The organism is Glycocaulis sp. (assembly GCF_051859565.1).
Taxonomy (GTDB): domain Bacteria; phylum Pseudomonadota; class Alphaproteobacteria; order Caulobacterales; family Maricaulaceae; genus Glycocaulis.
In genome coordinates this window covers 196,599-209,102 of record NZ_JBHYFK010000003.1, presented here as the reverse complement: position 1 = coordinate 209,102, position 12,504 = coordinate 196,599, and the positions used below count along the sequence as shown (strand labels likewise).

At 63.9% G+C, this 12,504-nt stretch carries 7 protein-coding genes; 5 read left to right on the top strand and 2 right to left on the bottom strand.

Features of this window, described 5'->3' with window-relative positions:
* Positions 1-129 precede the first annotated feature (129 nt).
* Positions 130-2,118, bottom strand: coding sequence for a serine hydrolase domain-containing protein (locus ACTIGC_RS05940; RefSeq protein ID WP_439633542.1), 1,989 nt, complete (start codon positions 2,116-2,118; stop codon positions 130-132).
* 147 nt (positions 2,119-2,265) lie between these two features.
* Positions 2,266-3,921 (bottom strand): beta-propeller domain-containing protein, encoded by a 1,656-nt coding sequence (locus ACTIGC_RS05935; RefSeq protein WP_439633541.1) that lies wholly within the window; start codon positions 3,919-3,921, stop codon positions 2,266-2,268.
* Between the two features lie 703 nt (positions 3,922-4,624).
* Here ACTIGC_RS05935 and ACTIGC_RS05930 point away from each other — a divergent pair.
* From ACTIGC_RS05930 to ACTIGC_RS05910, 5 genes are read left to right on the top strand one after another with little or no spacing between them, the layout of a single operon-like run.
* A complete protein-coding gene (locus tag ACTIGC_RS05930) occupies positions 4,625-6,889 on the top strand; it encodes a TonB-dependent receptor (RefSeq protein ID WP_439633540.1) in 2,265 nt (754 codons plus the stop codon).
* Entirely contained in the window at positions 6,889-8,259 is a 1,371-nt protein-coding gene (locus tag ACTIGC_RS05925) for a spinster family MFS transporter (RefSeq protein ID WP_439633539.1), read from the top strand. Before ACTIGC_RS05930 ends, ACTIGC_RS05925 begins: the two co-directional genes overlap by 1 nt.
* Positions 8,256-9,893: a carboxylesterase/lipase family protein gene (locus ACTIGC_RS05920; RefSeq protein ID WP_439633538.1), complete on the top strand. Its 1,638-nt coding sequence runs from the start codon at positions 8,256-8,258 to the stop codon at positions 9,891-9,893. The genes ACTIGC_RS05925 and ACTIGC_RS05920 overlap by 4 nt, the downstream gene beginning before the upstream one ends.
* Positions 9,884-11,473, top strand: a complete 1,590-nt coding sequence (locus ACTIGC_RS05915; RefSeq protein ID WP_439633537.1) for an AMP-binding protein — start codon at positions 9,884-9,886, stop codon at positions 11,471-11,473. The genes ACTIGC_RS05920 and ACTIGC_RS05915 overlap by 10 nt, the downstream gene beginning before the upstream one ends.
* On the top strand, positions 11,460-12,209 hold the full coding sequence (locus ACTIGC_RS05910; protein ID WP_439633536.1) for a TetR/AcrR family transcriptional regulator: 750 nt from the start codon (positions 11,460-11,462) through the stop codon (positions 12,207-12,209). The genes ACTIGC_RS05915 and ACTIGC_RS05910 overlap by 14 nt, the downstream gene beginning before the upstream one ends.
* The last annotated feature ends 295 nt before the right edge of the window (positions 12,210-12,504 follow it).

The following is a 12,504-nucleotide window of genomic DNA, read 5'->3' as shown; positions in this document are numbered from 1 at the left end:
AAAGGCGCGCCGCCGGAGCGCGCACGCCCTTGAGGGTCAATATAGGTTGTCCGTCCGGAATTAGAACGCGGCAGACCGGCAGAACCACGAGGCCCTGCCGGTCGCGAGCACTATGGAACCTGCCCGCGATCAGTCCTCGGCGCGGTAGACGTATTCGTGCTGGCTGTCGCGGATGGTCAGGGTCGCCACGCCAGCCTCATCGCCGATCACGGCTTCCAGCCCGATAGCGCCCGCCCCGACGGTGACCAGAGACACGGTCCCATCGGCATTGCGCCGGGTGGCAACCGGCCCCTCGATCGCACCGGCCCGCAGCCAGGTCTCCCCGTCCACGTCGCGGATGGTGATATAGCCGGTTTCCGGGTTGTGATACTGCGCCGCGAGGACCTCCAGTATAGCCGTGTCACCCGGGACGGTCAGCGTGGCGCGCCGCGCGCCCGACTGACGCGCCATCCGCTCCACCGCCGCATTGATGTCGTTCATCGCTTCGGGTTGGCCGTCATACACCACTTCCATGAGGCGGCGCAGGAAGGGCCGGAGCATGACCGAGCCTTCATCGGAATTGGTCAGCACAACCGCGCCGATACCGGCTTCGGGGAGAAGGTAGAAATTGCTGCGATACCCCAGAAGCGTGCCGCCATGGCTGACGACCGGAACGCCCCAGGCGATCTCGTCAAACAGCCCCATGCCGTACCAGCTGTCCTCACCCGTGGGCACGTTGTGTACCCGGCGCTCCATCAGATTGGCCTCGGACACCACCCGCTCGCCTTCCGGCGTCAGTCCGCCCGACAGCTCCAGCTGAACAAAGCGTGCCATGTCGGCCGCCGTCGACCAGGCGCCGCCAGCGGGCCTGTGGGTCTCGATCGACTGGTTGAACGTGTTGCTGATCTCGACGACTTCGCCATCGATATTGCGCCCGTGCGGGCGGGCCCAGTCGCCTTGCATCGCTTCGGCGAAGTCGAAGCCGGAATTGTGCATGCCTGCAGGCGCAAACACGCGCGTCTCCATGGCCAGGTCGAACGCAGCGCCCAGTTCCATGCCCGGATAGGCCAGCGCGCCGCCGACATAGCCAGCAGCCGAAACCAGCAGGTTATTGTACTGGAAAAGCTCGCCAAAGGCGCTGGTCGGCTGGGTGTCCGCAAGCTGGCGGAATGTGTCGGTTGCCGGAGCGCCCGGCTCCACCAGAAGGAAGCCCATATCCTTGCGCGGCAGGCCTGTGCAGGCACAGACCAGATGGCGCATCAGCGTGGAGCGAGTGGTCTCGTCGCTGCCCAGCCGGAATTCCGGATAGACCTGCGTGACGGGCTGGTCCCATTCCAGCGCGCCTTCATCAGCGAGCGTTGCCAGCAGAAGCGTCACCATACCCTTGGTGTTCGACGCGATCATGAAGCGTGTGTCAGCCGTAACCGGCTCATCGGCGCCAAGCTGGCGCACGCCAAGCCCGCCCTGCCAGACGACCTCGCCCTGATCGATCAGCGCCAGGCCAACGCCGGGGACATCCAGCGTGTCCATGGCCTCGGCCACAAACTCGCGCAGCAGATCGATACGCTCCGGCGTGAGGGGGTTGGGTGTGCGCCCCGCAAAACTCTCACGTTCATAACCAGCCGGGCGAAGGCTCTGCTGAATCAGGGATGTCGCAGCCGAGCGCCGCTCCTGCGCGGCCTGTGAACCGCGCACGATCATCACTGTCCAGCTGGCTTCGCGCCTTAGCGCCAGAGCTTGCACGGCAAGGCGTTCATTGGGGGGAATGTCGTAGGAGACGCTGGCACGCTCTTCCCAGCCTTCGCGTGGGCTGGCCGCAGTGACAAGCCGTACGGGATAGTCCGCATCCGGGTCGAAGAGTGCCCAGGCAGCCAGCACCGCATCAGACGCACTATCGGCACTACCCACATCGACGAGCGCCACCAGCAGCTCATCTGCGGGCGCGGCCAGCACAGTAAGGCCTTCGCCGGGGCGCACGTCCCAGCCGTCAGGCGCGGTGTAGCCGACGCCGCCCCCCGTGGTGCCGGGCGTATTGGCGAAAGCGTTCAGCGGCGTGGCCGCCAGAAATGCCACCGCCGCGCAAAGACAGATCAGTGTTTCAAGCGGCGCACGGCGCAGCCATGGTTTCAAGATCGGCATCGTTCTCCCCTCCCGCTTCGCGGTCATCCGGTTTGAGAACGATCATAGGCACACGATCCCAATCAGGACAAGTTATCCTGATTGGGACGCTTTTGGGAATGCACGAGCCAAGGCCTGCATGGCCAAGCTGCCGGCGTTCAGACAGCGCTAGTTGTCTTTTCCGGGTTCGATGCGCGGGCCGTAATTGAGGCGCTGCACCTCCCGGATTCGCGCTCCGGAGGCATCGCCCTCTACCAGCTCATAGCCCAGCAGGGCGAACACCCGGCCGCGCAGGAAGATGGGACGCGCATCGCCATACCAGTCGATGCAGGACGCCTGGCAGCCATCGTCCAGATGGCCGGGCGCAGCGGACTCAAGACGCCCGTGTGCCGACAGCCGGCGCTCATTGCGGCGCAGGAACAGCATGTCCGCATTACCAGAGCCGCGTCCGCGATTGATCACCGGCAGGCCCAGCAGGCCGTCGGCTCCATCGGCACTACCCGCATCGGGCCGGTAGAAGAAGGCGTGGCTGCGCGATTCCGCCTCGCGGGCACCGCGCTCGTTATAGCGGTCGATGATGGCAGGCTCCTGCCCGGTAATATCGACGGTGACAAACATGGTTGCCTGCGAGCCGCCAATCACGACGGCATCGCGGCCCAGCTGTTCGATCCGCTCGACCCATTCAGGCACGGCAAGTTCGACCGGCTCTCCCCCTTCGACCGGCACAACCACAATCGAATAGCGGTGCCGGCTGTCCGAGTAACGATGAAGGCTGTAGAGCGCCCTGTCCCCGATAAAGCGGTTGCGGTTGAGGTGGGCGTACTCGTCACCGGGCAGGAACTGGTAGTCGGACGCGGGGGCCGCAGCGCTGCCATCGCCGAAGCGCGCAAGCGGCAAGCGCAAAAGCGCCGGACGGCCGCGCGTCTCTTCCGTGTCCCACATCGGATCGTCATAGCCCTCGTCCGAGACAAGGACATCAATCCGGCCGCCGGCCGCGTTGGTGCCAAGCGAGAACTGGTCGAGCGGGCTGCCGGCCACCCGCACGGCGCCTGGCAGCCGGTCATCGAGCGCTATGCGGATGAGGAAGTTGGGGCTGTCTGCCTCCACATTCCGGTTCGCTTCCAGCCAGACATAGACGTAGTCGTGAGACACAAAGAAGGTGCGGCCCTCAGGCCCCAGCACGACGGTGGCGTCGCAGCTCAGCTCCGGCGCAGCCAGATCGCACTGCGTCACGGTGTGCATCGCCTCAACGGCTTCCGCGCCGCCCGCCCGCAAAGGGGCCGGAATGAAGATATTGCTGGCGCTGGCGATGCGTTTGAACTCCGGCCCTTCACGATCAGGCGACCAGCGGCTCAGGCCCGGCAGATCGTCGAGCACATCGCGCGAGTTCCAGCGGAAGGAGAGCGGCGCATAGAGAACCAGCCGGCTGCCGATCAGGCGGGAGGCATAATTGCGATCCGAATAATAATCGTCAGACCTCAGATGATGAGAGTCGATGAAGGCGAGCGTTCCATCCGGCGCCAAGCGGAAGCGGTTGATCTCGGTTCCGCCGCGCCGGTAGCTGTAGCCAATCACCACGACCAGATCGTCAGCGACCAGCATCTCGTCATACCAGTCATATCGGGCACTGGCGCCCGGCGGGTAGGCATCAATCGAGTCGATCGCCTGCAGCCCGCCATCCGCCGTGGACACGGTGAACAGGCGGCCACGCCTGAGAATAACCAGATAGTCGCCGATCACCTTGACGATGCCGCCCTCATCAACGCCAGCAACCTGCACGTTGGTGATGGATTCGCTCCCCGCAGCGCTTGCATCAGACGCCATGACGACCGGCCCCGCCGGGGCGGAAGACTCAGCCGGTGGCGACGCTGCGACGCCCCCCGGCGGTGGGGGCGGTGGCGGCGGCGCAGGTGGCGCCGGGAACCCCGCCATCATGCTGACTTGCACGTCGCCGTCAGGCGCGAGAAACGCGCGAAGCGCGTCATCGGATTCAAAGCGTGGCATGGCCGACGCGTCATCTTGCTGAACTGTGGCGCACGCCGCCAGGCTGAACGTGGCAAGGACGGCCACAAAAGCCGCAAAAGCCCGGCCATTTGGCCGCTTCAAGGTCCCGGCATCCGGCATTGACATCTCCCCCCATGAAACGGGGCAAGTTGAGCAGTGGCCAGAGATTGCGGCAAGCCGGATTCGCGCCTGACGGCCAATTGTCAGGAGACCGGCCTGGAGAGGTTGCCTGTTGCATTGCGCCTTCGGAGAAAACGAGTGCTGGGGGCAGTTTCGTCTTGGCCGGTCTGCTGTGTTCCGGACCGCCCGGCAATCTCCCCGCCGGACATCGTTCCCGCTGCCAGCGCGGGCTTCGCCTTCGCGCACAAGGGATCGTCTACCCACCTGCCCGCAGATCCAGGTGTTCCTTTCGAAAACTGCAGACATTCACACACGAGTGAGTGAATGTTGACTCAACTCGAAACGCGTGGTTCCCTTCGGGTGAGCGTCGGCACTCATGATCGGCGCAGTGGGAGGAGAACCAATGAGGGCATTTCTTTTTGCCTCGGCAAGCGCCGGGGTGCTGGCGATCGCTGCTCCAGCTTTCGCGCAGACCGACACCGATCAGCCAGACGAGCAACGTGCCGCCCAGGCGAGCCGCGACATCATCACCGTCACGGCGACGCGCCGCGAGGAGCGGCTTCAGGACGTGCCGCTGAGCGTCACCACTTTCTCGCAGGCCGAACTCGATGCACGCGGCCTCGTGGGCTATGAGGGCCTGGCGTTTGAAACGCCAGGCGTCGTGCTGAACCGCCCCACCGCGAACTTTAACAACTTCACCGCGCGCGGCATCGCGACCAATGGCTATAATGCAAACCTGCAAAGCACCGTCGCGATATATATCGACGAACTGCCCATCTCCGCGAACGGCAACTCGACCATTCTCGATCCGAGCCTTTATGACGTCGAACGCATCGAGTTCCTGCGTGGTCCGCAGGGCACGCTGTTCGGCTCGGGCTCGCTTGCCGGGGCCTTGCGCATCATAACCCGCAGTCCGGACCTCAATACATTCGAGGCATCCGTTCTGGGCGATGTAGGCGTAACCGGGTCCAGTTCCATACGCCAACGCTACAACGCCATGGTGAACATGCCGCTGGTCGAGGATCAGCTTGGCCTTCGTGTCGTTGGTTTCCTGCGTCACGAAGAAGGCTATGTCGACAATATCGGCACCGGCATCAGCAACGCCGACACGCTGGAGGCGTGGGGTGGCAGGGCAACCCTGCTGTGGCAGCCAACTGACCGGCTGTCCCTGCGTTTCCTGGTGTCGCGCGAAGAGAGCAATCCGCAGGACTCCTCGCTGACCAATCCGCTGCTCGGCCGCGACGTCCGTATCTCTGACCGGCCTGACCGTTTCACCGGCGAGCTTACCAACTACAATGTCACGCTGAACTACCAGTTCAGCGGGGCTGAGCTGACGAGTTCCACCACGTATTCGCGCTTCAACCAGCGCTTCTATGTCGATCTGGCAGGCACATTCGGACAAGCGATTGCCTTCGCGCTGGACGCTGACGCCTATGACCAGAACTTCGTGCAGGAGGTGCGGCTTGTCTCCCAAACTGGCGGGAACTTCGATTGGGTTGTCGGCGGCTTCTATTTCAGCCGTAAACGCGACGTCGACTTCGGTTACCGCTCCAATGAAGCCTTCCTGACCGCGCGTGGGATCACGGGTCTGCCGGACGAGTACTATCAGCGCCTCTATTCACACAGCCTCCAGCACGAGGCAGCGGCGTTTGGTGAGCTGACCTACCGCTTTACCGAAGACTTCTGGATCACGGCCGGTCTGCGATACGGCAGCATTGATGCTCAGGCGTTCACGGAGCCCGGTGGATACAACTCCAACTACCTGGTCAATGCCTTGTTCGGGATTCCCGGCCCGCTGACCATCACGCCGATCCCGGAAGAGACGGGGATCAAGGCCGAGGAGACCGGCCCGTCCTACCGCTTTAGCGCCTCCTGGCGTCCTGTGCCGAGCCTGACCGCCTATGCGGCTGTGGCAACCGGCTTCCGCGCGCCGGTCGTCAACGCCTTTGCAGGGCGGCCGAGCCTTGTTGACCCGAACGATCTGATCATTCCCTTCGGTGCGGATTCAGACGATCTGATCAGCTATGAAGCCGGCCTCAAGGGCAGCTGGATGAATGGTCTGCTGAATGCCAGCATCGCGCTCTACCAGATCGACTGGGACGGCATCCAGATCCAGGCAAACCGGGTGTCGGACTCCGTCCAGTTTGCGACCAATATCGGCGGCGCGCGTTCACGGGGGGTTGAGCTCGAATTGCTGGCACGCCTGGCCGATGGCTGGACCATCGGGCTGAACGGCTCCATCAACGAATCCAAGGTGACGTCACTCACACCGGAAGAGGCGGCCATTTCTGGCGCGGTGGAAGGAATCCGCCTTTCGGGGCCACGTTTCCAGGGCTCGCTTCTCGTCAACTACAATTTCGGTCTGATGCAGAATGCCGAGGGTAATGCGTCGCTGGCGGTCTATCACGTGGGCGGCTTCCCCAGCTCGTTCCCCAACGTGCCCGGACAGCCGGGCGTAACCAGCCCGACCTATGACGTCACGGATGCCTACACGGTAGTCAACGCGACCCTGGCTGCCTCGTTCGACCGGCTGACCGCGGGCGTCTATGTCGAAAACCTCTTCAATGACCGCTCGGTCACCTATGTGCACCCCGAAGCCTTCCTCGACGGCCGCTACGCGCTGCAGCGCCCGCGCACGATCGGTGTCCGCGTGGGGTATAGCTTCTGATGGCCATCTCTAACCCGACGGCAGTTCCGGGCGCGCATGCTGCGCGCCCGGGCGCCTATGCCTGGGCCGTGCTGGCGGTCTTGTGTTTCGTCTACGTCCTGAACTTTCTGGACCGTCAGCTTCTCTCCATCCTTGCCAAGCCCATCCAGGACGAGCTGGGCATTTCTGACGGTCAGATAGGCCTGATCAGCGGGCTCTATTTCGCGATGTTCTACTGCATCCTCGCCATTCCGGTGGGGCTGCTGGCAGACAGGACCAACCGGGTGAAGGTACTCGCCTTTTCCTGCGGCCTCTGGAGTGCGGCGACCGCCGCTTGCGGCCTCGCTGCCAACTACCCCCAGCTCGCCGTCGCACGGATGGCGGTAGGGGTTGGTGAGGCGGGCGGCGTACCCCCATCCTATGCCATCATTTCCGACTATTTCCCGCCCGGCATGCGTGGCACCGCGCTCAGCCTGTTCAATCTCGGTCCGCCCATCGGCATGGCGCTGGGCATCGCCTTCGGCGCGTCGATTGCGGCTGCCTATTCCTGGCGGCTTGCCTTCATCTGGATCGGCGTGATCGGCGTCCTCACGGCCCTGTTCGTCTGGTTCTGGATGCGCGAGCCCAAGCGCGGCGGGCTGGATGTCAAACCGGCGGCTGCGAGCGAGCCGGTCGCCACGCTGGTCAACGCAACCGATACACCGCCTGCCGCGGATACGGCGGCAGTGCCGGCAAAATCCCCCTTCTGGGCAACAGTACGCCTGTTCTTCACCGACCCGGTGCTCGTGCGGGTGTCGCTGGCCTGTGCCGCGACCCAGTTCATGACCTATGCGGTGCTGAATTTCACCGTGCTGTTCCTGATGCGCGAAAAGGGCATGGAGCTCGGCGATGTGGCGGTCTGGTATGCCATCGTGATCCTTCTGGGCGTCGGTGGCGGCATGTTCGTCTCCGGCCGCCTGATCGACAAATGGGGCCCGCGCAACAGAACGGCCTACGCCTGGCTGCCCGCAATCGGGCTGGCGCTCGCTGTGCCGCTCTTTGCCGCTTTCGTATGGGCACCGAGCTGGCAGCTCGCGCTGGTCTTCCTGCTGGTCCCGACCGGCCTGAACTATTTCTACCTGTCGCCGTCTGTGGCGCTGGTTCAGGAAGAGGTCCGGCCTGATCAGCGCGTGGTGGCAGGCGCGCTCCTGCTGCTGGTGATGAACCTTGTCGGCCTGGGCTTCGGCCCGACCTATCTCGGCTTCATGAGCGACTTCTTCGCCCGGACCAATCCGGAAAACTCGCTCCAGCTCGCCTTCTACACGCTGATCCCGGTCTATTTCGTCGCCATTGGCATGTTCTTCTGGCTGGCAGCGGCTCTGAAGCGTTCCGGCGAGGAGGCCGCAGCATGACGGGCAGAAGCCTTCTCGCGCTGGCAGGGGCAGTCTTGCTGTGCCTGCCAGCCACGGCCTGCGCCAGAACGCCAGCGCAGGTGGAAACGCCTGCCGGAACCGTTCAGGGCACCCGCGAGGCGGGCATCACGGCGTTCCGGGGCATTCCCTACGCCGAGGCGCCCACCGGCCATAACCGCTGGCGTGCGCCTGTGCCCGCCCCGCGGTGGGACGGCGTACGCGACGCCACGCAGTTTGGCCCGGTGTGCCACCAGCCGCCTTCCCGGCCGGGCAGCATCTATGCCGAGGAACGCGGCGAGATGAGCGAGGATTGTCTCTCGCTCAATATCTGGGCGCCGGAGAATGCCGAAAATGCGCCCGTGTTCGTCTGGATACATGGCGGGTCGCTCATCGGCGGGGCGGGCAGCGACAGCATGTATGACGGTGCCCGGCTGGCCGCTGAAGGCCTTGTCGTGGTCACCATCAACTACCGGGTCGGCATTCTGGGCTATCTGGCCCACCCCGAGCTCAGCGCGGAATCGCCGGACAATATCTCAGGCAATTACGGCGTACTCGACCAGATCGAGGCTTTGCGCTGGGTGAACCGCAATATCGCCGCCTTTGGCGGTGATCCGGAGAACGTTACGATAGCGGGCGAGTCCGCCGGTGCGCTCTCGGTCATGTATCTGATGGGCGCGCCTTCAGCGCACGGCCTGTTTGCCCGCGCCATCGCCCAGAGCGCCTACATGATTTCGGCTCCTGCACTGCGGGGCAATCCGCATGGTGTCCCTTCCGCTGAGGAGCTGGGCGTGTGGCTTGCCGGTCAGACCGGCCATCAGGATGTCGCCGCCTTGCGCGCCGCTGATGCGCAGGACCTGACCATGGCGTCGGCCATGACCGGCTATTTCCCCTTCCCGGCGATTGATGGCCATGTCCTGCCCGGCCAGCTTGTCGATCAGTTCGACCGGGGCGAGCAGGCACAGGTGCCGATCCTTGCCGGGTTCAATGAGGGCGAGATCCGCTCACTGCGCTTCCTGCTGCCCGAAGTACCGGAGAGTTCGGAGGCGTATATAGCCAAGATCGAGGCCCGCTATGGCGAGCTGGCGCCTGCCTTTCTGGCGCTTTACCCGGCTGATGATGTGGCCGAGAGCCTGCTGGCGATCACGCGGGACGCGCTTTACGGCTGGACGGCGGTAAGGCTTGTTGAAAGCCAGAGCGCGGCCGGTCAGGACAGCTATCTCTACTATTTCAACCATAGCTATCCGGCGGCGGATGAAGCCGATCTGCATGCCTTCCATGCGGCTGAAATCCCCTACGCTTTCGGTACTCTGCGCCGCACGGCGCCTGATTGGCCTGCCGTTCCGGAAACGCCAGTAGAAACTGCGCTGTCGGATGCCATGGTGGGATACTGGGCGTCCTTTGCCCGTGACGGTGTGCCGGTGGCGGACGGCTTCCCGGCCTGGCCCGCCTATGGCGATACGAGAGCCTATATGGAGTTTGCCGGTGAGCCGCGCCCCGGCACCGATCTGATGCCGGGCATGTTCGATCTGCGCGAAGAAGTGGTCTGCCGCAGGCGTGCGGCGGGCATTGCGTGGAACTGGAATGTCGGGGTTGTCTCCCCGCCTCTGCCTGCGGGAGTGCCCGCATGCCGTTAATGCATGGAGCGATGCAGGACTTTCCTCTCACGCTCGACAAATTCCTCGATCATGCAGCCAGCTGGCATCCTGACGCCGAGCTGGTAACGGCCAGCGATTCCGGCGCGCATGCCCGCACCGGCTATGCCCGGCTGCGCGAGCGCAGCGTGAAGACCTCCCATGTGCTTGCAGGGCTGGGCGTACAAAAAGGAGAGTGCGTCGCCACGCTCGCCTGGAATACGCAGGCCCATGTGGAGGCCTGGTACGCCATCATGGGTATGGGGGCGGTCTGCCATACCCTCAATCCGCGCCTGACCGCCAGCCAGCTTGCCGACATGGCCGGTCAGTCACAGGCGCGTGTGCTGATCGCCAGTGTCGACCTTCTGCCGCTGGCCCGCGAGCTGGCGGCAAAGGCTCCGGGCATCAGGCACCTGCTAGTCATCGATGCCGGCGACATAGCGAGCGGGCCCGGCCTGAAGCCTGAACCGCTCGAACCCATGCTGGCCTCGGCCTCTGACAACGAAATCTGGGGCGGATTTGAGGAAACCGCGCCGTGCGGGCTGTGCTTCACCTCAGGCACGACGGGCGCGCCCAAGGGCGTCACCTACACCCACCGCGCCAGCTTCCTGCACACGCTGCGCCAGCTGCAGGCCGATGCGATGGCCATCTCGAAGGCCGACAGTGTGCTGATGGCCGTGCCCATGTTCCACGCCAATGCGTGGGGGCTCACCTTTGCCCTGCCTGCGGTGGGTGCGAAAATGGTGCTGCCCGGCAGGCATCTCGACGGGGCCCGGCTGGCCGCCCTGATCAATGCCGAAAAGGTGACGGTCGCGGTCGGTATCGCGACTGTCTGGCTTGGCGTTGTGGAGCATCTGGAAGCGACCGGCGGACAGACACCCAGCCTGAAGCGGGTGGTGGTCGGGGGCGCACCCCTGCCCCCCGCGCTAATGGCCCGCTTTGAACGGGTGCTGGGCGTTACCGTCCAGACCAGCTGGGGCATGACCGAGCTGTCACCTGCCGGCACTTTTGCTTCTCCCGATGACCCTGACAGGTCAGCCGAGAAGTCCGGCAGACCCTCCATCGGTGTTGATCTTCTAATCACCGATGCAGACGGCAATGCCCTGCCACAGCAGCGCGGTAGCGAAGGCCATCTGCATGTGCGCGGCGCATCCGTGGTGGCGCGCTATTTCGGGCAGGAGAGCTCGGCCCTTAATGCGGATGGCTGGTTCTCCACCGGTGATCTTGCCCGCATCGACACGGGCGGAAACCTCATCATCACGGGCCGCGCCAAGGATTTGATCAAGTCAGGCGGAGAATGGATCAACCCGGCAGAGATAGAAGCGGTGGTGAACCAGCATCCGGGTATATCGCTGGCCGCCGTCATCGGACGGGCCGATCCCAAATGGGGCGAGCGGCCCATATTGCTGGTACAGACAAGCGCCGGAAACGATGTAAGTGAAGAGTCGCTTCTGGAACCGCTTCGTGGCCGGGTGGCTCCGTGGTGGATTCCCGACGTGGTTATCCGTATTGACCAGATGCCTCTGGCGCCCACCGGCAAAATCGACAAGCAGCGTTTGAGATTGGACTATGGCAACAGCTAGATCAGCCAGTGCGGGAAAACCGGCAAGCACCACCGCAAAGAAGGCAAGTAAGCCTTCGGTGAAGGAACAGCAGCGCGCCGAGAAGATGGAGCAGATCCTCGACGCGGCAGAGCGCCTGTTCGCGCTGCGCGGGCTCTATAACGTCACGCTGAAAGACATCGCCACCGATATCGGCGTGCATCATACGCTTCTCAATTACTACTTCTCCGACAAGGACAAGCTGTTTGGGGCTGTGCTCTCACGCCGGGCCAGCGAGACCATCGGGCGGCGGATGCAGGCCATGGACGCCCATGATGCCGAAACCGATGGCAAGCCTACTGTGGAAGGGGCGTTGCACGCCTTCCTGGATACCGATCTTGATCTCTACAGCCAGGGCGGAGAGAGCTGGAAATATTACGGCATGATCGGCGGTCAGCTCTCCAACACCGTGTTTGGCGGCGAGCTGATGGATCAGAATTTCGATCCCGTCGTCCTGCGCCTCATCGCCTTGTTGCGTAAAGCCATCCCCGGCAGCACGGATGAAGACCTGTTCTGGGGCTATCACTTCGTCACCGGCGCGCTGATGCTCACCCTGTCCCGCACCGGCCGGATCGACCGGCTGTCGGGCGGTGTTTGCAGCTCCGATGATTTCGGCTCCATCCGGGACCGCATGGCGCGCTTCATGGCGGCGGGCTTCCGGGAAATCTGCGCACAGCGCGCAGAAGAGCGGGCACCCTCTTCCGGCAAGGAAGGCTGACGCGGCGTGGCGGAAACAGGAAAGTCTCCTGGCTCAACCGCCGTAGCCTGATAGCCAGCTTCCCTTTGCCGGCAGCCGCATTCTTCGCCATGACGATATTCGCGCGCAGGATTCGGGCGGCCTCGGCGCGCACGGACAATTATACTCCTGATTTACGCGCTCTCGGGCAGGCACATTAACCTGCCTCTTAAACGCGTGCCTAATGAGCACGCGACTGCCCTCTCCCTTTCATGAATTCCTTGCCAGAACCGGGCTTTAGCCCGGTCGAGGAATCCGCTGGTTGCGCTTCCCGAAT

Excerpts from the sequence above, each read along its gene's own strand:
- ACTIGC_RS05910 (WP_439633536.1), top strand. The coding sequence starts at position 11,460 with ATGGCAACAGCTAGATCAGCCAGTGCGGGAAAACCGGCAAGCACCACC.
- ACTIGC_RS05940 (WP_439633542.1), bottom strand. The coding sequence starts at position 2,118 with ATGCCGATCTTGAAACCATGGCTGCGCCGTGCGCCGCTTGAAACACTG.
- ACTIGC_RS05925 (WP_439633539.1), top strand. The coding sequence starts at position 6,889 with ATGGCCATCTCTAACCCGACGGCAGTTCCGGGCGCGCATGCTGCGCGC.
- ACTIGC_RS05930 (WP_439633540.1), top strand. The coding sequence starts at position 4,625 with ATGAGGGCATTTCTTTTTGCCTCGGCAAGCGCCGGGGTGCTGGCGATC.
- ACTIGC_RS05915 (WP_439633537.1), top strand. The coding sequence starts at position 9,884 with ATGCCGTTAATGCATGGAGCGATGCAGGACTTTCCTCTCACGCTCGAC.
- ACTIGC_RS05935 (WP_439633541.1), bottom strand. The coding sequence starts at position 3,921 with ATGGCGTCTGATGCAAGCGCTGCGGGGAGCGAATCCATCACCAACGTG.
- ACTIGC_RS05920 (WP_439633538.1), top strand. The coding sequence starts at position 8,256 with ATGACGGGCAGAAGCCTTCTCGCGCTGGCAGGGGCAGTCTTGCTGTGC.